Genomic DNA, 22,871 nt, shown 5'->3' with positions numbered 1-22,871 from the left:
GAATCACGCGGACGATCTGAAGCTTCCTGGCGGCAAGAGCGGCCAGCGATCGCGACCTTTCCCCTGCCCCGGGATCAGTCCGGCGACTGCGACACCCGGTCGCGGTACATCTCGCGCAGCCGGGTCTTCAGGAACTTGCCGGTCGCGGTCTTGGGGATCGCCTCGACCCATTCGAAGTCGTCCGGCAGCTGGAAGCGCGCCAGCTTCGGCCGCAGGAATTCGCGCAGCGCCGCGCCGTCGACCTCGGCGCCCGGGCGCCGCACCGCCACCACCAGCGGCCGTTCGCCCCACTTCGGGTGCGCGATCGCGACCACCGAGGCCTCGGCCACCGCGGGATGGCCCATGACCAGGTTCTCGAGCTCGACCGAGCTGATCCATTCGCCGCCCGACTTGATCATGTCCTTGCTGCGGTCGACCAGGTGCATGTAGCCCTCGGGGTCGATGGTGCCGATGTCGCCGGTGCGCAGCCAGCCGTCGGCGGTGAACTTGCCCGGGTCGTTCGGCGTCGCGTGGTAGGCGCCCGTGACCCACGGCCCGCGCACCTGCACCTCGCCCGAGGCCTTGCCGTCCCATGGCTGCAGGCCCGCGGCCTCGTCGACGATGCGCATCTCGACCAGCGGCGTGGCGATGCCCTGCATGGCGCGCAGCGCATGCCGCGCCTCGTCGGGCAGCGCGAGATGCTTCGGCTTGATGACCGGCACGCTGCCGAGCGGCGAGGTCTCGGTCATGCCCCAGCCCTGGACGATGTGCATGTCGTGCGAAGCGAAGTTGGCGATCATCGTCTGCGGCACCGCGGCGCCGCCGATCAGCATCCGCATGCCCTTTACCAGCCGGCGCTCGCGCGTCGGCTTCTGCATGGCCTGCCAGATCATCATCCAGATGGTCGGCACGCCGAGCGCCATCGTGACCTGCCCTTCTTCCATCAGGTCGAGCAGGTCCTCGCCGCCGAGATGGGGGCCGGGCAGCACCTGGCCGGCGCCGACCATCATGGCCGAGAACGGCACGGCCCAGGCATTGGCGTGGAACATCGGCGTGACCATCATCACCTGGTCGCGCGCCGACAGCGCGAACAGGTCGGGGATGCAGCCGGTGATGGCGTGCAGCACCATCGAGCGGTGCGAGTACACCACGCCCTTCGGCCGGCCCGTGGTGCCCGAGGTGTAGCACATGCCGACCGCCTCGTTCTCGTCCTGCTCGGGGTACCGGTAGTCGGTGGCGTCGCCTTCGATGAAGTCTTCGTAGCTCTCCTGGCCCGCGGGCAAGGCGGCACCGCTGAACGGCACGACGATGACCCGCGGCTGCCGCCTGAGCAGCGGCGACACCCGCTCCCAGACCGGCAGCAGCACGTCGTCGACGATCAGCACGCGGTCGCCGGCATCGTCCATGATGTAGGCGATGTCCTCCGGCGACAGCCGCAGGTTCAGCGTGTGCAGCACCGCCCCCGCGGCCGGGATGCCGAAGTAGCTCTCGAGGTGCCAGGCGTGGTTCCAGCTCATGGTGGCGACCGGGTCGCCGCGGGCGATGCCGGCCTTGTCGCGCAGGGCCTGCGCCAGCTGCCGGGCCCGGCGCCGGATCTCGCGGTAGCTGCGCCTGTAGGTCGACTTGTCGGGCAGCCGGCCCAGCACGCTCTGCTCGCCGAAATAGGTGCCGGCGCGGTCGAGGATCTGGTTGGTGCTGAGCTGCACCGGCATCATGGTGGACTGCATCGTCTGTCTCCGTCGAGGGGCGCGAACGAACCTTGGCCGGGCCGGATGATAGGGCGGGAGATGCGCCGCGCGTTCGAGGGATTGCGAGCAGTCGGGGCGCGGATCAGGTCATGAGGAGCGGTCGCCGCAGCAGGTACTCAATCACGCGCACTCATCGTCGCCGGGTCCATCCACCAAGTCGTCAGCAAGGCAGAGCCCGCCAGCAGACGCTGCGGCAACTCGGCCTTGGGGCGCCTCAGGTTGCGCTTGTGGACGATGTAGTACTGCTTGCCGTAGTACATGGGGACCACGTAGTGCTGATGCAGCAACAACCTGTCGAGCAGCCGGACGGCAGTGGCAAGGGAAGTGCGGTCAGGGCTTGCGACGATGATTTCGATCAGTTCATCGATCACCGGATCGCTGATCCCGCTGATGTTCTGACTTCCCTTTTCGGCCGCGGACTTCGAGCCCAGATCGTCATAGAGCTCGTTGCCGGGACTCGACGAGCCACCAAGGATCTGAATGGCCATGTCGAAGTCGAAATCGTCGAGCTTCTTCTTCATCAGGCTGGCATCACGAAGGCGAGACTGCAGCGAGATCCCGAGCTTGCTCAGGTTTCTGGCGTAGGGCGCCAGCACGGGCTCGGAACTGCGGTCGACGATGTCGATCTCGATCACGAAGGGTGTGCCGCCGCCGTCGCGCAGCGCGCCATCACCGTAGGACCAACCCGCCTCTTTCAGCAGCGCCTGCGCTGCGATCAGGTTGCTTCGCAGGCCCTCGGCCGTGTTGCCGGTCTCAGCGGGTCGGGGCAATGCCCCTTGCACGATCTTGAGATAGGCCTGTTTGTGCACGAGCCGCGCGATCAGCGCCTGCTCGTCCGAGCCGAGCTCGGGCTTTGCCATCAGGTCGTCGCTGTTCTGGAAGTAGCTGAAGGTCCGAGCCCTGCGACCATAAAAGAGATGCTGGTTCAGCCAGTCGAAGTCGAAGGCCAGCGCCAGCGCCTGACGCACCCGGATATCGGCGAAGCGGGGCTGGCGCAGGTTCACGACCAGGCCCTGCATGCCGGTGAAGCGGCGATGCGCGATCTCGGCCTTGACGATTTCGCCAGAGTCGAAGCGGCGGCCCTTGTAGCGGCGAATCCAGGCGGTGATCGATCCCTCTTCAAGGGCGTCGAGCGCCCCCACCTTCATCGACTCTTCCTCCCCGAGTCGATCCCTGAAGTACTGATAGCTGACCTCGTCGAAGTTGAACATTCCCTTGCGAACGGGAAGATCGGCGGCCCAGTAGTCCGGTCGTCGCCGGTAGGAAATGGACTTGCCCAGATTCACCTTGTCGATGACGTAGGGCCCGCTGGCCACTGGCGGCTCATCGACGTTCTGATCGAACGCCTTGCCTCGACCCCAGGCTCGGGAGAACACGGGCAATTGCCCGATGATCATGTGCAGCTCCGAATTGCGGCGCTTGAACTCGAAGCGAATCCTGTGATCGTCGACCACGACAGCCGCCTTGATGTCGCTCCAATAGGAACGAAAGGTCGGGCCGGCCTGCTGGCTCATCAAGGTGTCGAAGGAGTGCTTCACGTCCTGCGCCAGGACGGGTGTGTTGTCCGAGAAGCGGGCTTTGGGATTCAGGCGGAAAGTGACGCTCATCTGGTCAGGGGCGACGAGCACGTCTTCCGCCAGCAGCCCGTAGCTCGAAAAAGGCTCGTCTTCACTGGGCGTCATCAATGAATCGAAGACCAGGCCGTACTCGGAGAACACGAAACCGTTGCTGCTGTAACCCATGCCGGCCGGGGGGGTGCCCTTGAGGGTGAAGGGGTTGAGCTTGTCGAAGCTCCCGCTTGCTGAAAGCGTCAAGTGTCCGCCCTTGGGCGCGTCAGGATAGACATAGTCGAAATGCTTGAACGAGGCCGGGTACTTCGGCTCGTATCCCATGCCCAATCCGTGGGCCGCCCAGGCGGGCAGCGCCAGGGCAGCCAACAATCCGATCAGCCAATTTCGCATCCGGGAATTCTGGCCGAGATTCGCACGAGGTCGCAGCGCGCGGCCCCGCTCCTCCCGGGAAATGGGACGATGCTGGCGCAGGGAAGGCAACCATCGGATGCAAGAGATTTCTCGAAAATCAAAGGGAAATTTCTGAACGAAAAATGGATTTCGTTTGGCCGCCGAGGGGCTATAAAAAACGCCCCCAAATGAAGATCCAATCGTGAGCCATCTGGATAGAAAAGAGACACGCCGGAGGCTCGCGACTGCAACGTTGATGGCCGTGCTCGGGGTGCTGCAAGGTTGCGCGGAAGACGAAGGTGAACCCCCGATGAGCGCTGTCCAACCCGCACCTGGACCATCACCTTCTTCTATAGCACCCGCAGCTATCACGCGACCGCTTCGTGCCGGCCAGACCATTCACTACCAGGCGCATCCCGTCTTCGAATGAGGGCGGGCGTCCCCCGACTCGCCGGCTTGCACCGCCACCGCCCCGGTGATGCCGCCCGACAGGATCAGCGTGCCGGCCCCATGTGGTCGCGCGTGGAGTCGCTGTCGGACAGCCGCGCGCGCCGGCCGATTCATCCTCCAGCACCCGGGCGATCGTCGGCAAGCCCGGCTTCACCGAATCCACTTCGAACTGCCAGGGCGGCAGAGCGCGGCGCGGCGAGGTGCGACGAAACGTCTGCGACGACAGACTCGTCTGAGTCAAAAAGCGGCCCGCACCCAGCGGGCCAGCATGATCTCCGATGAGAAGATCTTTGGAGAACCAGCCTTGCTATCTACAGCCTCGCGTAAGACCAGAAAGACGAGGCAAGCCATCGAGGCCGCCGCGATGTTCGGGAGGCGACGCGGCAGTCGGAATCATTCGAGCGGACCGCTTGTCCCAGGTTCTCCTCTTGGATCCACAACATCCACAACTCATGAAGATTGGATTCCTTGCATTGGCGGCCATGGCTGCCCTCGGTTCCGGCAGCGCACTCGCACAAAAGGCCGGCGACTGGCAAGTCGGTGCCGGCTGGCTGCACTTCGCCCCACAGGACTCGAGCAAGCCTCTCACGTTCACCTCGCCAGTCGCCGCCGTGGTGCCGGGCTCCGGCGCCAGCGTCGGCACCTCCGACACCCTGGGCCTGAACCTCACCTATTTCATCGACAGCCACTGGGCGGTCGAAGGCGTGATGGGCGTGCCGCCGAAGTTCAAGCTCTCCGGCGAAGGCACGCTGGGCCCGATCGGCGAACTCGGCGAAGCCCGCCAGTGGAGCCCGACCGTGCTGGCCAAGTACTACTTCAACGACGGCGATGCCAAGTTCCGCCCCTACGTCGGCCTCGGCGCCACCTACGTCTGGTACAGCGACGTCAAGCTCACGCCCGGCCTGCAGGGCGCGCTGGCCAACCGCCTGGGCCTGCCGGCCTCGGCGCTGTCGGCGACCACGGCCAAGCTCGACAGCTCGTTCGCGGCGGTCTTCAACGCCGGCGTGGCCTACCAGTTCGATCCGCACTGGGGCATGGCCTTCTCGGTCTCCTACATCCCCCTGAAGACCACGGCCAAGCTCACCACCACGGCCCGCGGCATCCCAGTGGCCAACAGCGAAGCCAGCCTGAAGCTCAACCCGATCGTCCCGTACCTCGCGGTGACGTACAAGTTCTAGGGCGCGCTCAAGGGATTCCGAGCAGTTCCAGCGCCATCGCGTGCGTGCGCGAGCGCGGGTCGGCGACCTCGTGCAGCACGTCCATGTGGTTGCGCCCCGCCACCGTTTCGCTGGCCACCACCACGTCCGGCCCCCAGGCGCGTGCGATCAGCCCGGCCTGGCGCCGGAACTCCTCGCTCTCGTCGCCACCGACCACGGTGGCGAGCCTGCCGCGCGCGGGCGCAGGCCACAGTGCCGGGCTGAGGCGCCGTGCCGACGCTGCACTGAGGCCGATGTCGGCGGCCAGGAAGGGGGCATGCCGCAGCGGCTCCAGTTCATAGAGGCCGGAGATGGCCAGCGCCGACTTGACCAGGTCCGCGGGCAGGCCGGGCGCCACCGCTCGCCAGTCGCAGCCCAGCAGCATGGCCGCCAGATGCCCGCCCGCCGAATGGCCGGCCACCACGATGCGCCCGCGGTCGCCGCCGTGATCGGCCGCATGCCGCCAGACCCAGGCCAGCGCCTGCGTCAGCTGCAGCGCGATGTGTTCGATGCCGACGGCCGGACACAGGGCGTAGTTGAGCTGCACCACCATCGCGCCGGCATCGGCCAAGGGCGGCGCCACGAAGGCCTGGTCGCGCTTGTCGAGCGCGCGCCAGTAGCCGCCGTGGATGTAGACCAGCACCGGCGCCGCTGCGCCCGCGGCCGGCAGGATGTCGAGCCGTTCGCTGGCGTCGTCGCCGTAGGCCAGGTCGAACACCCAGCCCGGCCGGGCCAGTGCACGGGCGGAGGCCTCGGCCCAATGGCGCAGGATCGCGGGATGCCCGGGAATGCCGGCCCGGGCGTTGTACTGGGCATCGAACCACGCAGGCGATGGGCGCGGCATGCCGTTCAACCGCCCTTGGCAGCCAACGCCGTCGCGCGTGCGCCATGGGCCTTGTTGGCCGGCCGGCGGCGGGCCGGCTTCTGCTCGGCATCGCGCAGCGCGGCGTCGATCAGCGCGTCGGCCATCCACAGGGCGGTGCGTTCCACCTCGCGGTCGCCCAGGCCCCAGATGTCCTTCAGGATCACGTAGGGCTCGATGCCGTAGACCACCGACAGCGCGTGGTGCAGCCGGTCGCGCACGGCCGGGCTCATCAAGGGCGCCAGCGGCTCGATCGCATGCTCCAGGATGCGCACGCGGTGGCCGCGGCGGTAGGGCTCCTCCTCCAGCAGGCCGGCCCGCTCGAGTCCCCACTGTTCCAGCGACAGCTGGGCGGCGGCGCGCAGTTGGGCCTCGAACTCCTTGAAGCGCGGGAAGGTCTGCAGGAACAGTTCGTGCACCCGGTCGCGGCCGTTCGGGTTGGCCGACGCCAGCTTGCGCACCGGCCCGAGCGAGCTGTCGATCACCGCCGTGACCAGCGCGCTGCGGCTCGGGAAATAGCGGTAGGCGGTGGCCCGCGACACCTTCGAGCGGGCCGCCGCCTCGGCCACCGAGGGGATGTGGCCGCTCTCCTGGATGATCGTCATGGCGGTGTCGAGCAGCAGCCGGAAGGTGGCCGCCTTGACCCCGCGCTCGGGGGGGAGCGGGGGTTCGCTCAGCTTGTGTTTCAGTCTCGCCATCGGGTTTGTACGGGGCTTTGGAGGGCCTGGAATCTATTGTGAACAGCGGATGCCGGATCGTATGATGCAGCGATCCCGATTTGAGACGCAAGTCTCAAACATGACTTCCGAGACTTCGAGGCCGCGGCGCACGCCGCCGGACCCCGGAGCGATATGGAGACAAAGTCGATGCGCCTGGCAAGCTGGAATTGGGGTGGACGCGACCACGTGGGAACGATCTCGCCCGACGGGCGGGAGGCCACGCCCCTGGGCGTGCGCGACCCTTCGCTCGGGGCCTTGCCGCTGATCCAGGCGCTGGCCGCCGGCGAGCCGCTGCCGCAGCCTTCGGGCACGCGGCTGCCGGTCGAGGTGATCACGCTGCGCGCGCCGCTGCCGCGCCCCTTGCGCAGCCTGTTCTGCGTCGGACGCAACTACCACGCCCACGCGGCCGAGCTGGCCGGCTCGGTGTTCCGCGCCGCGATGCCCGAGACCGACCCCTGGCCGATCGTCTTCGGCAAGCTCGGCGAATGCGTGGTCGGCCCGCACGACGCGGTGCGCCTGCCCTCCCCCGCCGCCTCGATCCAGATCGACTACGAGTCCGAACTCGCGGTGGTGATCGGCCGCGGCGGGCGTGACATCCTGGCGGCCCATGCGATGGACCACGTGTTCGGCTACACGGTGGTCAACGACGTCACGGCCCGCGACGTCCAGATGCGCCACCAGCAGTGGGACCTCGGCAAGAGCTTCGACACCTTCTGCCCCATGGGCCCGTGGATCGCGACCGCCGACGAACTCGACGGCCGCGCCACCCGCGTGCGCGGCTGGGTCAACGGCGCGCTGCGCCAGGACGGCCAGACCCGCGACATGATCTTCGACATCCCGACCCTGATCGAGACCTGCTCGCGCGGCATCACGCTGCACCCGGGCGACGTCATCGCCACCGGCACGCCCTCGGGCGTGGGCATGGGACTGAAGCCGCCGCAGTGGCTGCGCGCGGGCGACGTGGTGCGCATCGAGATCGATGGCATCGGCGTCATCGAGAACCGGTTCGAGTAGGCCATGGGCTTCCAGCTGATCGACCGCATCGCGGTGGAAGAAGAAGGCGACGGCCCGGCCGTGGTCTGCGTGCACGGGCTCGGCGGCAGCGGCAACACCTACACGCCGCTGATGCCGGCGCTCGCGCGGCACCGGGTGGTCCGCATCGACCTGCCGGGCAGCGGCCGGTCGCAGCGGGCCGAGGGCGCGCTGTCGATCGAGCGCTATGTCGGGACGCTGCTCGATGTCTGCGATCGCCTCAAGGTGGCTCGCGCCCACTGGATCGGCCATTCGATGGGCACCATCGTCTGCCAGCACATCGCCGCCGCCCACCCGAAGCGGGTCGCGAGCGTGGCGCTCTTCGGTCCGCTGATCGCGCCGCCCGATGCCGCGCGCGCCGCGATGACGGCGCGGGCCGCCAAGGCGCGCGAGGGCGCGGCCGGCATGCACGAGATCACCCAGGCGCTGCTGCAGGGCGCCATCTCCGCCGACACCCGCCAGCGGCTGCCGGTGGCGGTCGCCTACGTGCGCGAGAGCCTGATGCGCCAGGACGGCGAGGCCTATGCGCGCAGCTGCGAGGCGCTGGCCGGCGCCCAGGCGGCGGCGGTCGAACAGATCGAGGCGCCGGTGCTGCTCGTGACCGGCGACGAGGACGGCGTCGCGCCCCCGCAGGCCGTGCGAGCGATGGCCGAGCGGCTGCACCGTGCCGCCAGCAAGCGGGTGGTGGTGCTGCCGCGCTGCGGCCACTGGACCCCGATCGAGCGGCCCGAAGAGTGCCAGCGCGAGCTGCGCGACTTTCTCGCGGCGCAGGCAAGGAGCATCTGACCATGGCCGACGTCCTCTTCACCAACGTGCGGATCTTCGACGGCGGCGGCGAGGCGCCCTTCAGCGGCGACGTGCTGGTGCAGGGAAACCGCATCGCGCGGGTCGTCAAGACCGGCTACGGGGCGCGGCCGGCACCGGTGTCCGGGGCGCAGGTGATCGACGGCGCCGGCGCCTTCCTGATGCCCGGGATGGTCGAGGCCCACACGCATTTCTCGTGGAACGACCAGCCCAGCCTCGACGCCATCCAGCGCATGCCGCCGGAGGAGCACATCCTGTGGTGCGCCGAGGTGGCCAAGCGCTACCTCGACATGGGCTGGACCAGCTGCGTCGGCGCCGCCACGGCCAAGCCGCGGCTCGACGTCGTGATCCGCAACGCGATCAACGACGGCACCATCGTCGGGCCGCGCTACCTCGCGGCCAGCCAGGAGATCACCGTGCCCGGCGGCCTGGGCGACACCACCCGGCCGCACCTGCCGCAGCCGGAGTTCGCCTTCGGCGCGATCGTCAGCGGCGCCGAGGAGATGCGGCGCTGCGTGCGGATGTTCGCCAAGTACGGGGTCGATTCGCTCAAGATCAATCTCTCGGGCGAGTCGATCACCGGCATGCCGAGCGAGATGAGCCAGTTCACCGAGGAAGAGATCACGGTCTGCGTGCAGGAGGCCAAGGCCTGGGGCAAGCGCGTCGCCGCGCATGCGCGCTCCACCTGGTCGATCAAGCAGTGCGTCAAGCAGGGCATCGAGGTCATCTACCACGCCAGCTTCACCGACACCGAGGCGCTCGACATGCTCGAGGCCCACAAGACCGAGCACTTCATCGCGCCGGGACTGGCCTGGCTCATCAACACCTCCCATCACGCGAGCCAGTGGGGCCTGACGCCGGAGGTGACGAAGAAGATGGGCTACCACCGCGAGCTCGAGGCGGCGGTCGAGAGCATGCGCGCGCTGCGCCGGCGCGGCGTTCGCATCCTGCCCGGCGGCGACTACGGCTTCGCCTGGACGCCGCACGGCACCAACGCCAAGGACCTCGAATACTTCGTCAAGTACGTCGGCATGAGCCCCATGGAAGCGCTGCTGTCGGCCACCGCCTGGGGCGGTCCGATGATGCGCATGGGCAAGGTGCTCGGCCACATCCGCGAAGGCTACCTGGCCGACATCCTGCTGATCGACGGCGATCCGCTGGCCGACATCACGGTGCTGCAGGACAAGGCCCGCATCATGGCCGTCATGAAGGACGGCGAGTTCCACCGCGCGCCGCCGCTGCGCTCGGCGCGCACCACGCGCTGGGCCACGGCCTGACAGGAGAAGCCCATGGCCGATGTCGTCTTCACCAACGTCCGCATCCTCGACGGCACGGGGCAGAACCCCTACACCGGCAGCGTGCTGGTGCGCGGCAACCGCATCCGCCAGGTCGGCCGCAGCACGGCGCCGATCGCGCCCGGCGGCGCCACCGTGATCGACGGCGCCGGCGCCACCCTGATGCCCGGCATGTGCGAGGCCCACACCCATTTCTCCTGGAACGACGCCGCCACCTTGGCCGAGATCCAGACCCTGCCGCTGGAGGAGCACGTGCTGTGGTGCGCCAAGGTCGCCAGGCGCTACCTCGAGGCCGGCTTCACGTCCTGCGTCGGCGCCGCCTGCGCCAAGCCGCGGCTCGACGTCGTGATCCGCAACGCGATCAACGCCGGGCAGATCCCGGGCCCGCGCTATCTCGCAGCCAGCCAGGAGATCACCGTGGTCGGGGGCCTCGGCGACGAGACGCTGCCTCACCTGCCCTTCCCCGAGTTCAGCTTCGGCGTCAACATCTCGGGGCCCGAGGAGATGCGCAAGGCGGTGCGACTGTTCCTGAAGTACGGCGTCGACTCGGTCAAGATGAACCTGTCGGGCGACAACTTCACGCCGCAATCGCCGTCCGAGACCACCTGGATGATGGACGAGGAGGTCGCGGCCGCGATGCGCGAGGTGCGCATCCGCGGCAAGCGCGGCATCGCGCATGCGCGCTCGTCCGAGAGCGTCAAGCAGGCGCTGCGCCACGGCATCGACCTGATCTACCACGCCAGCTTCGTAGACGACGAGGCGATCGACATGCTGGAAGCCGCCAAGGACCGGGTCTTCGTGGCGCCGGGCATCGCGATCCTCTACGCCATGCTGTACGAGGCCGAGCCCTACGGCGTCACGCACGACATGGCGGTCGGCATGGGCTACGAGGCCGAGTGGGAAGCCGCGGTGGTGTCGCTCGCGAAGATGCACAAGCGCGGCATCCGGGTGCTGCCCGGCGGCGACTACGGTTTTGCCTTCACGCCGCATTGCCAGAACGCGCGCGACCTCGAATTCTTCGTCAAGTACCTGGGCTTCACGCCGATGGAGGCGATCCGCTCGACCACGCTGTACGGCGGCCAGATCATGATGCGGCCCGACGAGCTCGGCTGCATCAAGGACGGCTACCTGGCCGACCTGATGCTGGTCGACGGCGACCCGCTGGCCAACCTGTCGATCCTGCGCGACCCGAAGCGCATCCTCGCCGTGATGAAGGACGGCGAGTTCGCCAAGGCGCCCGAGATCGCCTCGCGGCGGGCCTGGGAGCGCGCTGCGTGAGAAACAGGAAAGGCCTCGCCCTCTGGCTGCTTTTCGGCGTGCCGATCGCGGTGTTCGTGGTCTGGGCGATCTCGGACAACCACACCCTGTTCTTCAAGACCTTCCTGAACGGCCTGACCCTGGCGTCGCTCTACTTCCTGGTCGCCAGCGGCTTCACCCTGGTGTTCGGCCTGATGCGCAACGTCAACCTGGCGCACGGCTCGCTCTACCTCTTCGGCGCCTACGTGGGATGGTTCGTCGGCGAGCGCACCGGCTCCTGGGTGCTGGCGGTCATCGCCGGCTTCCTCGCCGCGGCGCTGATGGGCCTGCTGATGCAGGTGCTGGTGTTTCGCCACATGCAGGGCCAGGACCTGCGCCAGACCCTGGTCACGATCGGCCTGTCGATCGTGCTGGCCGACCTGATGCTGTGGATCTGGGGCGCCGAGATCTACACCTTCGATCCGCCGGCGTGGATCTACGGCTCGACCACGCTGCCGCTGGTCGCCAAGTTCCCGACCTACCGCCTGTTCGTCCTGCTGGCCTCGATCGTGATCGGCGTCGGCCTCTGGCTGCTGCTGGCGCGCACGCGGATCGGCATGATGATCCGCGCCGGCGTCGACGACCGCGCGATGCTGGCCGCTTCGGGTGTCAACGTGCAGCGGGTCTTCGCGCTGACCTTCGCGATCGGCGCCGGACTGGCCGGGCTGGCCGGCGTGGTCGGCGGCACGGCGCTGTCGATCTCGCCCGGCGAGGACACGCGCTACCTGCTGGCCTCGCTGGTGGTGGTGATCGTGGGCGGCATGGGCAGCGTCGTGGGGGCGGCGATCGGCGCGCTGCTGATCGGCCTGGCCGAGCAGTTCGGTCTGGCCTACGCGCCGACCTACAGCGTGGTCTTCACCTTCGTGATCATGGTGATCGCGCTGGCCTTCAAGCCGCGCGGGCTGATGGGGAAGAGCCAGTGAGCGCGGCACGCTGGCGGCGGGCGATGGGCGGGTCGGCGGGCGCGGCCGCGGCGGCCCGCGGCGGCCGCGGGTCCGCAGTGGTGCCGATGCCGTCCCTGCCCCTTGGCGCCGGTGCCGCAGCGTCGGCACCCGCCATGGCCTGGTGGCGCCGGGCGCTCGCGGCCATCCGGCTGCGCCACCTGCTGGTGCTGGTGTTCGTGGTCGGCTACCCCTTCGTGGCCACGCCCTTCTTCACCTTCCAGATCGGCGCCCAGTCGCTGGCGCTGGGCCTGATCGCGCTGTCGCTCACCTTCCTAGGCGGCTACGGCGGCATGGTGTCGCTGGCCCAGATGACGGTCGCCGGCTTCGCCGCCTACATGCTGGCGATCTTCGGCAGCAGCAGCAACCTGGCGATCAGCCTGGGTTGGCCCTGGTGGCTGGCGCTGGTCGTCGCGCTCGCGCTGGCCACCGTGGTGGCCGCGGCCATCGGCTGGCTGTCGGTGCGCACCGAGGGCATCTACACCATCATGATCACGCTCGCGGTGGGCGTGGCCTTCTTCTACCTCGCACAGCAGAACTACACGGTCTTCAACGGCTTCCAGGGCTTCAGCCGGATCGCGCCGCCGACCGTGTTCGGCCTCGACCTGCACGAGCCGATGCCCTTCTACTTCCTGGTGCTGGCCTGCGCGCTGGCGGGCTACTTCTTCGTCAAGCACCTGGTCCGCGCGCCCTTCGGCATCGCGCTGCAGGGCATCCGCGACAACCCGCGCCGCATGCAGGCGCTGGGCTTCGACGTCACGGCGCACCGGGTGGCGGCCTACGCGGTGGCGGGCTTGCTGGCGGCGGTCGGCGGCGTGCTGATGGTCTGGTACAACGGCCGCATCTCGCCCGGCACCGTGGGTGTGGGCGCGATGATCAACATCCTCATCATCGCCGTGCTCGGCGGCATGAAGCATCCGATCGGTGCCTTCGTCGGCGCGATCGTGTTCGTGCTGCTGCAGAACTTCGCCATCGACCTGGTCGACCGCGAACGCTTCAATCTCGTGATCGGCGGGGTCTTCCTCGCGATCGTGCTGTTTTCCCCCGACGGATTGCTGGGCCTCTGGCAGGGCCTGCGCCATCGTCTGGGCGCCTCTTTCACCCCCCGCGGCCGTGGCCGCATTCATCGATGAAAAGAAGGAGCGAGACATGAGCAGAGGCAAGACAGTGTTCGGGCGCAGCATCGTGGCTGCCGCAGTGATGGTCACGATGGGCGGCCTCGCGCAGGCCCAGGAGACCTTGAAGATCGGCCTGCTGGCGTCGCTGGAGGGACCGTTCGCGGCGCCCGGGCAGGACGGCATGCGCGGCGCCGACCTGGCGCTGAAGGAAAAGAACGGCATGGCCGGGGGCAAGAAGATCGAATTCGTCAAGGTGTCGTCCGACGCGACCCCCGACAAGGCGGTCAACTCGACGCGCAAGGCGGTCGAGCAGGACAAGGTCCAGATCATGATCGGCCCGCTGTCGGGCGACGAAGGCATCGCGGTCAAGAACTACGCCAAGACCCAGCCCAACATCACCTTCATCAACGGTTCGTCGGGCGCGCAGGCAGCGACGCTGGGCGACCCGGCGGCGAACTTCTACCGCTTCAACACCGAAGGCGCGCAGTGGATGGTGGGCCTGGGCGAGCATGCGCTCTCCAAGGGCTACAAGAAAACCTTCCTGATCGCCGAGGACTACGGCTTCCCCTACTCGCAGGTGCAGGGCTTCATGGCCAGCTACTGCGCCAAGGGCGGCAAGGTGGTCGACAAGGCCTGGGTGCCGCTGGGCACCAAGGACTACGCCTCGGTGATCGCCAAGATCCCGAAGGACGTCGACGCGCTGGTGGTGGTGCTGGGCGGCTCGGACGCGGTCAACTTCCTCACGCAGTACGAGCAGGCCGGCGGCGACAAGCCGATGGTCGGCGGCTCGATCACGGTCGACCAGACGGTGCTGAACTTCAAGGGCAAGCGGCGCGAGTCGCTGCTCGGCACCGCGTCCGCCGGGCCGATGGCCGATTCGATCGACACCCCCGAGTGGAAGAAGTTCGTGGCCGACTACAAGGCCAACTTCAAGGACGGCTTCCCGAGCCCGTCGCTGTTCGCCTACCTGTACTACATCAACACCAAGGCCGCGCTCGACGGCCTCGATGCGGTCAAGGGCGACCTGTCGAACGGCCAGAAGGCCTACCGCGATGCGCTGCAGAAGACCAACTTCAAGGGCCCGGCCGGCGACGTCAAGATCGACGCCAACCGCAACGGCGTCGGCACCACCTACATCACCGAAGTGACGAAGGCACCCGACGGCTCGTTCTACAACAAGGTCGTGAAGCAGGTGCCCAACATCTCGCAGACGCTGGGCCTGCCGGAGGCGGACTTCAAGAAGATGGGCCTCGGGACGCGCGACGTCCCCGACTGCCGCACGTAGGACCGCGACAGGCATGGCCACCATCACCCCGCTCAAGCCCGGCGCCGCACGCGGCGGCGCGGCTTCCGGCGCCGGCGCGCAGCTGCTCTCGGGCGATGCGCTGCGGCTGGACGGGGTGACGCGCGCCTTCGGCGCCCTGCGCGCGGTCGACGACGTGTCGCTGACCGTCGCGGCGGGGCAGAAGTACGCGATCCTCGGCTCCAACGGGGCCGGCAAGACCACGCTCTTCAACGCCGTCACGGGCGACTTCCCGCCGACGGCGGGGCGCATCCATTTCTTCGGCGAGGACATCACCGAACTGGCGCCGCAGGACCGCATCCGCAAGGGGCTGCGGCGCACCTACCAGTCCTCGCTGCTGTTTCGCGACCTGACGGTGCGCGACAACCTGTTCCTGGCGGTGCGCGGGGTGGCCAGCGGCCGCTTCAGCTTCCTGCGGGCGCGCGCCGGCCACGCCTCGACCCGCGCCACCCGCGACCTGCTCGAACGGGCGCGCCTGAGCCACATCGCCGACGAGCGCGTGGCCAACCTGGCCCACGGACAGCAGCGCCAGCTCGAGATCGGCATGGCGCTGGCCGGCGCGCCGCGGCTGATCCTGTTCGACGAGCCGGCGGCCGGCCTGTCGCCGGTCGAGCGGCGCGAACTGGTCGCCCTGCTCGCTTCGCTGCCGGCCCACATGAGCTTCGTGCTGATCGAGCACGACCTCGACATCGCGCTGCGCGTGGTCGACCGAGTCACCGTGATGCACAACGGCCGGGTGCTGCGCACCGGGACGCCGGCCGAGATCGAGAACGACGCGCAGGTGCAGGCGATCTACATGGGGAGCAGGCACTGATGGCATGGTTTCGCAGCGACCGCGAAGCGGGCGCGGCCAGCGCCGCGCCGATCCTCGCGATCGACGGCCTCGACGTGTACTACGGCCGCGCCCATGCGCTGCAGGGCGTGGCCCTGACCCTGGAGCGCGGCGTGCTGGGCATCGTCGGGCGCAACGGCATGGGCAAGACCACGCTGTGCAACGCGATCACCGGGCTGGTGCCGGCGCGCGGCAGCATCCGGCTCGCGGGCGAGCAGATCCTCGGCCTGGCGCCGAACGAAATCACGAAGCGCGGCATCGCCTACGTGCCGCAGGGGCGCCGGGTCTGGCCGTCGCTGTCGGTCGACGAGACCCTGCGGCTGGTGGCCGGCCGCCGGCGCGACGTCGACCGCGTCTATGCCATGTTCCCGCGGCTGGCCGAGCGACGCGGCCATGGCGGCGCCCAGCTGTCGGGCGGCGAGCAGCAGATGCTGGCGATCGGGCGCGCGCTGCTGCTGAACCCGAAGCTGCTGGTGATGGACGAGCCGACCGAAGGGCTGGCGCCCGTGATCGTCGAGCAGGTGGCGCAGGCGCTGCGCGACCTGTCGGCCGAAGGCCGCATCGCGGTGCTGCTGATCGAGCAGAACCTCGGTGTCGCCATCTCGGTGGCCGACCGCATCGGCCTGATGGTCAATGGCCGCATCACCAGGGAGATGCCGGCGGCCGAACTGGCGGCCGACCGCGAACTGCAGGAGCGGCTGCTCGGCGTGCGTTCCGGCGGCGCGGGCGAGGAGTTCGAGGACCCGTCGGCCGCCCCGGCGGACGACGGACCGCCCCCGACCCAGGTCTTCACCGTCCGCCGTGCCCATGGCGACGGCGCCCCGTCGCTCGACGACCTGGCGCCGAGCACGGTGCGCGGCTTCACGCGCTGGAACGCCGGCGGCACGGCCGCGCCGGTAGCCGACATCGTGCGCCTGGTGCCGCCCGCGCCGGAACCCGCGCCGCCGCCGGCGGCGGCCGCGTCGCCGCGCGTGTTCGAGTTCCCGGTCGCGGCCAGCAGCGAGCGCCCGGCCTATGTGGTGGGCACCTTCGACACTAAGGGCCGCGAGCTGTCCTTCCTGCGCCAGTGCATCGAGAAGCTCGGGTTGCGCGTGGTCACGGTCGACCTGTCGACCTCCGGCAAGCCCTCGCCCGCCAGCGTCCATCCGCGCGAGGTGGCACGGCACCATCCGCAGGGCGAATCGGCGGTGTTCAGCAACGACCGGGGCAGCGCCACCGCCGCGATGGCGCTGGCCTTCGAGGCCTTTCTCGGCACCCGCCGCGACCTCGGCGGCATCATCTCGGCCGGCGGCAGCGGCGGTACCTCGATGGCGACCCAGGGCATGCGCGCCCTGCCGATCGGCGTGCCGAAGATGATGGTCTCGACCATGGCCAGCGGCGACACCCGCCCCTATGTCGGCCCGAGCGACATCTGCATGATGTATTCGGTCACCGACGTGCAGGGCATCCACCGCATCAGCGAGCGCGTGCTGGCCAACGCGGCCCATGCGCTGGCCGGCATGATCGCCCATCCGCCGGTCGAGTCGACCGTGACCAAGGCGGCGATCGGGCTGACGATGTTCGGCGTCACCACGCCCTGCGTGCAGGCCGTGACCCATCGCCTCGAAGAGGCCTACGACTGCCTCGTGTTCCACGCCACCGGCGTCGGCGGCCAGTCGATGGAGAAGCTGGCCGAGTCCGGCCTGATCGCCGGCGTGATCGACGTCTCGACCACCGAGATCGCCGACGAGATCGCCGGCGGCGTGCTGTCGGCCGGCCCCACCCGGCTCGACGTGTTCGCGCGCCATGCCCTGCCCTACGTCGGCTCCTGCGGTGCGCTCGACATGGCCAACTTCGGCGCCTGGGACACGGTGCCCGAGCGCTTCAAGGGCCGCCGGCTCTACCGCCACAACCCGACCGTGACCCTGATGCGGACCTCGGCCGACGAATGCCGGGCGATCGGCGAGTTCATCGCCGCCAAGCTCAATGCGATGCGCGGCCCGGTGCGCTTCCTGATCCCCGAGGGCGGCGTGTCGGCGATCGACCGGCCCGGCCAGCCCTTCCACGACCCCGAGGCCGACCGGCAGCTGTTCGACAGCATCGAGCGGGGCTTCCGCAGCGGCCCCGACCGCCAGCTGCAGCGGCTGCCGCTGCACATCAACGACGAGGCCTTCGCCGCGGCCCTGGTGGCGGCCTGGCACGCGGTGTCGCGCGCGCCGGCCGGCGCCCGGCGCGCCTGAAGGCCCACGAGGAGGAAACCGCCCATGCCACGCATCTCCCGCTCGACCCTGCTGGCCGGCCTGCGCGCCAAGATCGAGTCCGGCCGGCCGATCATCGGCGGCGGCGCCGGCACCGGCCTGTCGGCCAAGTGCGAGGAGGCCGGCGGCATCGACCTGATCGTGATCTACAACTCGGGCCGCTACCGCATGGCCGGGCGCGGCTCGCTGGCCGGCCTGCTGGCCTACGGCAACGCCAACGAGATCGTCTGCGAGATGGCGCGCGAGGTGCTGCCGGTGGTGCGGCACACGCCGGTGCTGGCCGGCGTGAACGGCACCGACCCGTTCATGATTCCCGACGAATTCCTGGCCCGGCTGGTGTCGCTGGGCTTCTCGGGCGTGCAGAACTTTCCGACCGTCGGGCTGATCGACGGCGTCTTCCGCGCCAACCTCGAAGAGACCGGCATGGGCTACGGGCTCGAGGTCGAGCTGATTGCCCGCGCCCGTGCGCTCGACCTGCTGACCACGCCCTACGTGTTCTGCGAGGCCGATGCGCGTGCCATGGCGGCGGCCGGGGCCGACATCGTGGTGTGCCACCTTGGACTCACGACCGGTGGCGCGATCGGTGCCGGCACCGCGCTCACGCTGGCCGACTGCGTGCCGCGGATCAACGCCTGGGCGGCGGCGGCGCAGGCGGTAAACCCGGAGGTGATCGTGCTGTGCCACGGCGGCCCGATCGCCACCCCCGAGGACGCGCAGTACGTGCTCGCGCGCTGCCCCGCGTGCCACGGCTTCTATGGCGCGAGTTCGATGGAGCGGCTGCCGACCGAGGTGGCCCTCACCGAGACCACGCGTCGCTTCGTTGGAATGACGAGATAACAGGAGACCAGATCCATGTCAGGCGCTCAATTCGGAAGTTTCATCCTCGCGCTGATCGTCGTCGCGATCGTCGTGGCGATCGCGGTCTGGCTGCTGCACTGGCTCTACCTGCGCAGCTCCAAGGAACGGTCCTTCGTGCGCACCGGCCTCGGCGGCCAGAAGGTGGTGCTGGGCGGCGGCGCCTTCGTGCTGCCGATCGTGCACGACGTGATCCCGGTCAACATGAACACGCTGCGCCTGGAGGTCAGCCGCGGCCGCGACAAGGCGCTGATCACCAAGGACCGGATGCGGGTCGACGTGATGGCCGAGTTCTATGTCCGGGTGGCGACCAGCGAGGAGGCGGTGGCGGCCGCGGCGCAGACACTCGGCCTGCGCACGTTGGAGCCCGACCAGTTGCGCGAACTGGTCGAAGGCAAGTTCGTCGACGCCCTGCGCACGGCGGCCGCCGAGATGACGATGGAAGAACTGCACGAACGGCGCGGCGCCTACGTCAAGCGGGTGCGCGATGCGGTCGCCGAAGACCTGACCAAGAACGGCCTCGAACTCGAAGCCGCCTCGCTGACCCAGCTCGACCAGACCGGCATGGAGTTCTTCAACCCGAGCAATGCCTTCGACGCCGAGGGCCTGACCCGGCTGACCGAGCAGATCGAGCACCGCAAGAAGCAGCGCAACGACGTCGAGCAGGACACGCTGATCGCCATCCGCAACAAGAACCTCGAAGCCGAGAAGCTGTCGCTGGACATCGACCGCGAGGGCGAGCATGCGCGCCTGGCGCAGCAGCGCGAGCTGGAGATCGCGCGCGCCCGCCAGCGCGCCGAAGTGTCGGCCGAGCGGGCCCAGCGCGAGCAGGACGCCGAAGCGGCGCAGATCGCCGCCAAGCAGAGCATCGACCAGGCCCGCATCCGCTCCGAGCAGACGCTGGAGGAAGACCGCATCGGCAAGGAGCGCGCGATCCAGGGCGCCGAGATCGAACGGCGCATGTCGCTCGAGCTCGCCGAGCAGCAGCGCGCGATCTCGGTCGCGCGCGAGAGCAAGGCCCAGAGCGAGGCCCAGGCCGAGGCCGAGGTCGCCCGCGCGCTGGCGGTGTCGGCCGAAGAAAAGGTGTTCACCGCGCGCGAGGTCGAAATGGCCGAGCGCAAGAAGGCCATCGACCTGATCGGCGCCCAGCAGGTGGCCGAGCGCGATGCGCTGCGCCTGACCTCCGCGGCGCAGGCCGAGAGCGATGCCAGCGCCGCCCGCGGCGCCGCGGTGCGGGCCCAGGCCGAGGCCGATGCCGACGCCGACAAGATCCGTTCGATGGCGATGCGGGTGCGCGCCGAGATCGAGGCCGAGGCGGCGCGCATGATGAACGAGTCGCACAACATGCTGTCGCCCGAGGCGCGGATGTCGGCGCTGCGCATGAAGCTGGTCGAGAAGGCCGAGGCGATCATCCGCGAATCGGTGCGGCCGCTGGAGCGCATCGAGGGCATCAAGATCCTGCATGTGGACGGACTCGGTGGTTCGTCGGGCGACGGCGGGCGCAATGGCGAGGGCGGCGGCTTCGCCGACGGGCTGGTCAACTCGGCGCTGCGCTTCCGGGCCCAGGCGCCGCTGGTCGACCAGCTGCTGCGCGAGATCGGCATCGAGGGCGGCGACATCCAGCGCCTGGTCGGCGATGCCAGCGGCGCCCATGCCGCCCTGCCCTCGGCCGCACCGAAGGAATAGCGCATGGTCAACGTCTATGTGTCCAGCGTGATCGATGCCGGCGCCGACAGCGTCTGGACGCGCTTGCGCGACTTCAACGGCCTGCCGCAATGGCATCCGGCCATCGCCGACAGCCGGATCGAGAACGGCCAGCCGGCCGACCGCGTCGGCTGCATCCGGCACTTCCACCTGAAGGACGGCGGCATGATCCGCGAGCGGCTGCTGGCGCTCTCGGACTACGACTACAGCTGCACCTACGAGATCCTCGAAAGCCCGATGGGCGTGGCCAACTACACCGCCACCCTCAAGCTCACGCCGGTGACCGACGGCGGGCGCTGCTTTGCCGAGTGGAGCGCCGAGTTCGACTGCGACCCCGGCCGCGAAGGCGAGCTGACGCAATCGATCGGCCAGGGCGTGTTCCAGGCCGGCTTCGATGCCCTGAAGCGGCGCTCGCTGCGCTGACACGTGCCATGCTGCAGAAGGTCGTCCGCTCCGCCATCATCGATGCGCCGATCGAACGCGTCTGGGCCGTGCTGCGCGACTTCAACAGCCATGACCAGTGGCACAGCGCGATCGCTTCCAGCCACATCGAGGGCGGCGAGCGCAGCGACCAGGTCGGCTGCGTGCGCAACTTCACCCTGAAGGACGGCCACCACATCCGCGAACAGCTGCTGACCCTGTCCGACCGCGAGCACCAGAGCACCTACTGCATCGTCGAGGCCAGCCTGCCGCTGCAGCGCTACGTGGCGACAGTGACGCTGAAGCCCGTGACCGACGGTGACCGGACCTTCTGGCACTGGACGTCGAGCTTCGCGACGCCGCCGGGCATGGAGCGCGAACTGCGCGACACCGTGGCTCAGGGTGTCTACGAGACCGGCTTCGAGGACCTGCGGCGCTACCTGCGCGGCGGCGCGGACCAGCGCTCGCCCGGTGCCGGCCCGATGCCGACGGCGCTGCCGCTGCCCAGCCGCCGCATCGCCGTCGCGCGGTATGGCGGCCCGGAGGTGCTGTGGCCACAGAACGCCGAGGCCGCGGCGCCCGGTGCCGGCGAAGTGCGCATCCGGCAGCGGGCGGTGGGCGTCAATTTCATCGATATCTACCTGCGGCGCGGCTGGGTGCCTTCGATGTTCCCTGTGTCCGAGGGTGCGCCGGGCGTCCCGGGCATGGAGGCCGCGGGCGGCGTGCTCGATGTGGGCCCGCAGGTCTCGGGCTTGCTGCCCGGCGACCGCGTCGCCTACCTCGGACCGGTGCCGGGCGCCTACTGCGGCGTGCGCAGCGTGCCGGCCGACTGGGTGGTGCGGCTGCCGCCGGAGATCGAGGACGAGACGGCCGCTGCGCTGCTGCTCAAGGGCATCACGGCCGACTACCTGCTGCATGACCTGGGTCATGTGCAGCGCGGCACCCGGCTGCTGGTGCACGCCGCGGCCGGCGGCGTCGGCCTGCTGGTCTGCGCCTGGGCGCGGCGCCTGGGCGCCGTCGTGATCGGCACGGTGTCGAGCGAGGACAAGGCCCGGGTGGCGCGCGCGCACGGCTGCGAGCACGTGATCGTGACCCGCGACTACCGCTTCGCGGAGGCGGTGCAGCGCGTCTGCGGCGGCGCCGACGTGGTGATCGACGGCCTGGGCGACGCCGCCCGCGACGAGAACCTGGCAGCCCTGGCGCGCCGCGGCCACTGGATCAGCCTCGGCCAGGCCAGCGGGCCGCTGGCGCCGCTCGCGCCGGACGCGCTGGTGGCCAAGTCGCTGAGCTTCTCGCGCCCCGTGGTGTTCGACTATGTCGCCACCCAGGCCCAGCTCGCCGAGCGCGCGCAGCGGGTCTGGCAGGCGCTCGCCGACGGCGCGATCCGCCTGCCGCCGATCGAGCGCTTTGCGCTCGACGCAGCCGCCGAGGCGCACGCCCGTCTTGAATCACGCGCCAGCATCGGTGCGCTGGTGCTGCTGCCCTGAACGCTCGAACCAAGGAGTCAACGACATGATCGTCGGCATGAACCATTTCACCGTGACCGCGGAGGACGAGCAGAAGACGCTGGCCTTCTACACCGGCCTGCTCGGGCTGCGCGTCGGCCACCGGCCGGACCTGGGCTTTCCGGGGGCCTGGCTCTACGGCAGCGGACCGCAGGCGGTGCTGCACCTGTACTTCGGCCGGCCGGTGCCGGCGCAGCGCACCGGCGTCATCGACCACATGGCGTTCACGGCGCAGGACCTGCGTGCGGTCAAGGCCCGCTTCGACCAGGCCGGCGTCAAGTACGACCTGCGCCAGCAGGCCGGCGCGGGCACCTGGCAGCTGTTCTGCCACGACCCGAGCGGGGCCAAGGTGGAGCTGGATTTCGATCCGTCGGAGACGCCTTAGGCGTGCGCTAAAGTCCGGCTCATGAACCGGCTCCTTCTCCTGACCCTCGCCATCGCGCTCGCCGGCTGCGGCGCACCGTCCCACGAAGTCGTCCGCACGCGCGACGGCGTGCTCCGAGCCACCACCACCGCCGAGGCGGCCGCGTACTGCCAGAAGGACCGCACGACCCTGCGGGTGGTCGGCAAGGCGCCGGCGGAAAGCGGCGTGCTGTTCGTCTGCGATCGCTGAG

The 22,871-nt window shown here is 69.4% G+C and carries 20 protein-coding genes and 1 pseudogene; 17 read left to right on the top strand and 4 right to left on the bottom strand.

Annotation, left to right across the window (positions count from 1 at the left end):
- Positions 1–74: 74 nt before the first annotated feature.
- Positions 75–1,706, bottom strand: coding sequence for a long-chain fatty acid--CoA ligase (locus tag QTI33_RS24010; RefSeq protein ID WP_286508870.1), 1,632 nt, complete (start codon positions 1,704–1,706; stop codon positions 75–77).
- Between the two features lie 137 nt (positions 1,707–1,843).
- Positions 1,844–3,688, bottom strand: coding sequence for an extracellular solute-binding protein (locus QTI33_RS24005; protein ID WP_286508869.1), 1,845 nt, complete (start codon positions 3,686–3,688; stop codon positions 1,844–1,846).
- A gap of 902 nt (positions 3,689–4,590) precedes the next feature.
- Here QTI33_RS24005 and QTI33_RS24000 point away from each other — a divergent pair.
- Positions 4,591–5,316, top strand: coding sequence for an OmpW/AlkL family protein (locus QTI33_RS24000; RefSeq protein WP_286508868.1), 726 nt, complete (start codon positions 4,591–4,593; stop codon positions 5,314–5,316).
- Positions 5,317–5,323: 7 nt separating this feature from the next.
- On the opposite strand, the gene QTI33_RS23995 is transcribed toward QTI33_RS24000, so the two are convergent.
- Both QTI33_RS23995 and QTI33_RS23990 read right to left on the bottom strand, forming a co-directional pair.
- Positions 5,324–6,178, bottom strand: a complete 855-nt coding sequence (locus tag QTI33_RS23995) for an alpha/beta hydrolase (protein ID WP_286508867.1) — start codon at positions 6,176–6,178, stop codon at positions 5,324–5,326.
- Between the two features lie 5 nt (positions 6,179–6,183).
- Positions 6,184–6,894, bottom strand: coding sequence for a TetR/AcrR family transcriptional regulator (locus QTI33_RS23990; RefSeq protein WP_286508866.1), 711 nt, complete (start codon positions 6,892–6,894; stop codon positions 6,184–6,186).
- A gap of 168 nt (positions 6,895–7,062) precedes the next feature.
- On the opposite strand from QTI33_RS23990, the gene QTI33_RS23985 reads away from it, so the two are divergent.
- From QTI33_RS23985 to QTI33_RS23915, 16 genes and pseudogenes are all read left to right on the top strand, one after another.
- Positions 7,063–7,929 (top strand): fumarylacetoacetate hydrolase family protein, encoded by an 867-nt coding sequence (locus QTI33_RS23985; RefSeq protein ID WP_286508865.1) that lies wholly within the window; start codon positions 7,063–7,065, stop codon positions 7,927–7,929.
- Between the two features lie 3 nt (positions 7,930–7,932).
- Positions 7,933–8,733, top strand: a complete 801-nt coding sequence (locus tag QTI33_RS23980) for an alpha/beta fold hydrolase (RefSeq protein ID WP_286508864.1) — start codon at positions 7,933–7,935, stop codon at positions 8,731–8,733.
- 2 nt (positions 8,734–8,735) lie between these two features.
- Entirely contained in the window at positions 8,736–10,028 is a 1,293-nt protein-coding gene (locus QTI33_RS23975; RefSeq protein ID WP_286508863.1) for a metal-dependent hydrolase family protein, read from the top strand.
- A 12-nt stretch (positions 10,029–10,040) separates the two neighbouring features.
- Positions 10,041–11,324, top strand: coding sequence for a metal-dependent hydrolase family protein (locus QTI33_RS23970; protein ID WP_286508862.1), 1,284 nt, complete (start codon positions 10,041–10,043; stop codon positions 11,322–11,324).
- Positions 11,321–12,265, top strand: coding sequence for a branched-chain amino acid ABC transporter permease (locus tag QTI33_RS23965; RefSeq protein ID WP_286508861.1), 945 nt, complete (start codon positions 11,321–11,323; stop codon positions 12,263–12,265). Before QTI33_RS23970 ends, QTI33_RS23965 begins: the two co-directional genes overlap by 4 nt.
- A complete protein-coding gene (locus QTI33_RS23960; protein WP_286508860.1) occupies positions 12,262–13,416 on the top strand; it encodes a branched-chain amino acid ABC transporter permease in 1,155 nt (384 codons plus the stop codon). The genes QTI33_RS23965 and QTI33_RS23960 overlap by 4 nt, the downstream gene beginning before the upstream one ends.
- Positions 13,417–13,432: 16 nt before the next feature.
- Positions 13,433–14,686, top strand: coding sequence for an ABC transporter substrate-binding protein (locus tag QTI33_RS23955; protein WP_286508859.1), 1,254 nt, complete (start codon positions 13,433–13,435; stop codon positions 14,684–14,686).
- A 13-nt stretch (positions 14,687–14,699) separates the two neighbouring features.
- Positions 14,700–15,518, top strand: a complete 819-nt coding sequence (locus tag QTI33_RS23950; RefSeq protein ID WP_286508858.1) for an ABC transporter ATP-binding protein — start codon at positions 14,700–14,702, stop codon at positions 15,516–15,518.
- Positions 15,518–16,015, top strand: a pseudogene (locus QTI33_RS35190) (ABC transporter ATP-binding protein); the annotation flags it as partial. The gene QTI33_RS23950 and the pseudogene QTI33_RS35190, both read left to right, overlap by 1 nt.
- A gap of 492 nt (positions 16,016–16,507) precedes the next feature.
- Positions 16,508–17,755, top strand: a complete 1,248-nt coding sequence (locus QTI33_RS35185) for a Tm-1-like ATP-binding domain-containing protein (RefSeq protein ID WP_353506355.1) — start codon at positions 16,508–16,510, stop codon at positions 17,753–17,755.
- A gap of 24 nt (positions 17,756–17,779) precedes the next feature.
- On the top strand, positions 17,780–18,610 hold the full coding sequence (locus QTI33_RS23940; protein ID WP_286508856.1) for a phosphoenolpyruvate hydrolase family protein: 831 nt from the start codon (positions 17,780–17,782) through the stop codon (positions 18,608–18,610).
- 15 nt (positions 18,611–18,625) lie between these two features.
- Positions 18,626–20,314, top strand: coding sequence for a flotillin family protein (locus QTI33_RS23935; RefSeq protein WP_286508855.1), 1,689 nt, complete (start codon positions 18,626–18,628; stop codon positions 20,312–20,314).
- Between the two features lie 3 nt (positions 20,315–20,317).
- Positions 20,318–20,755, top strand: a complete 438-nt coding sequence (locus QTI33_RS23930; protein WP_286508854.1) for an SRPBCC family protein — start codon at positions 20,318–20,320, stop codon at positions 20,753–20,755.
- A gap of 8 nt (positions 20,756–20,763) precedes the next feature.
- Positions 20,764–22,239, top strand: coding sequence for an SRPBCC family protein (locus QTI33_RS23925; protein WP_286508853.1), 1,476 nt, complete (start codon positions 20,764–20,766; stop codon positions 22,237–22,239).
- A gap of 25 nt (positions 22,240–22,264) precedes the next feature.
- Positions 22,265–22,642 carry a VOC family protein gene (locus QTI33_RS23920; RefSeq protein ID WP_286508852.1) on the top strand — a complete coding sequence of 126 codons (378 nt, stop codon included), beginning with the start codon at positions 22,265–22,267 and terminating at the stop codon, positions 22,640–22,642.
- Positions 22,643–22,663: 21 nt separating this feature from the next.
- The gene (locus tag QTI33_RS23915; protein ID WP_286508851.1) at positions 22,664–22,870 is read left to right on the top strand and encodes a hypothetical protein; all 207 of its coding nucleotides are present in this window, start codon (positions 22,664–22,666) and stop codon (positions 22,868–22,870) included.
- Position 22,871: the final 1 nt, after the last annotated feature.

The sequence above is a fragment of the Variovorax davisae genome (assembly GCF_030316845.1).
Lineage (GTDB): Bacteria > Pseudomonadota > Gammaproteobacteria > Burkholderiales > Burkholderiaceae_C > Variovorax > Variovorax davisae.
This window is presented reverse-complemented; position numbering and strand designations above follow the sequence as displayed.

Bases quoted from the DNA above. Each gene is read 5' to 3' on its own strand.
- QTI33_RS23985 (WP_286508865.1), top strand. From the start codon at position 7,063: ATGCGCCTGGCAAGCTGGAATTGGGGTGGACGCGACCACGTGGGAACG.
- QTI33_RS23950 (WP_286508858.1), top strand. From the start codon at position 14,700: ATGGCCACCATCACCCCGCTCAAGCCCGGCGCCGCACGCGGCGGCGCG.
- QTI33_RS23990 (WP_286508866.1), bottom strand. From the start codon at position 6,894: ATGGCGAGACTGAAACACAAGCTGAGCGAACCCCCGCTCCCCCCCGAG.
- QTI33_RS23930 (WP_286508854.1), top strand. From the start codon at position 20,318: ATGGTCAACGTCTATGTGTCCAGCGTGATCGATGCCGGCGCCGACAGC.
- QTI33_RS23995 (WP_286508867.1), bottom strand. From the start codon at position 6,178: ATGCCGCGCCCATCGCCTGCGTGGTTCGATGCCCAGTACAACGCCCGG.
- QTI33_RS23925 (WP_286508853.1), top strand. From the start codon at position 20,764: ATGCTGCAGAAGGTCGTCCGCTCCGCCATCATCGATGCGCCGATCGAA.
- QTI33_RS23935 (WP_286508855.1), top strand. From the start codon at position 18,626: ATGTCAGGCGCTCAATTCGGAAGTTTCATCCTCGCGCTGATCGTCGTC.
- QTI33_RS23975 (WP_286508863.1), top strand. From the start codon at position 8,736: ATGGCCGACGTCCTCTTCACCAACGTGCGGATCTTCGACGGCGGCGGC.
- QTI33_RS23970 (WP_286508862.1), top strand. From the start codon at position 10,041: ATGGCCGATGTCGTCTTCACCAACGTCCGCATCCTCGACGGCACGGGG.
- QTI33_RS23920 (WP_286508852.1), top strand. From the start codon at position 22,265: ATGATCGTCGGCATGAACCATTTCACCGTGACCGCGGAGGACGAGCAG.
- QTI33_RS23940 (WP_286508856.1), top strand. From the start codon at position 17,780: ATGCCACGCATCTCCCGCTCGACCCTGCTGGCCGGCCTGCGCGCCAAG.
- QTI33_RS23980 (WP_286508864.1), top strand. From the start codon at position 7,933: ATGGGCTTCCAGCTGATCGACCGCATCGCGGTGGAAGAAGAAGGCGAC.
- QTI33_RS23915 (WP_286508851.1), top strand. From the start codon at position 22,664: ATGAACCGGCTCCTTCTCCTGACCCTCGCCATCGCGCTCGCCGGCTGC.
- QTI33_RS23955 (WP_286508859.1), top strand. From the start codon at position 13,433: ATGAGCAGAGGCAAGACAGTGTTCGGGCGCAGCATCGTGGCTGCCGCA.
- QTI33_RS24000 (WP_286508868.1), top strand. From the start codon at position 4,591: ATGAAGATTGGATTCCTTGCATTGGCGGCCATGGCTGCCCTCGGTTCC.
- QTI33_RS24010 (WP_286508870.1), bottom strand. From the start codon at position 1,706: ATGCAGTCCACCATGATGCCGGTGCAGCTCAGCACCAACCAGATCCTC.
- QTI33_RS24005 (WP_286508869.1), bottom strand. From the start codon at position 3,688: ATGCGAAATTGGCTGATCGGATTGTTGGCTGCCCTGGCGCTGCCCGCC.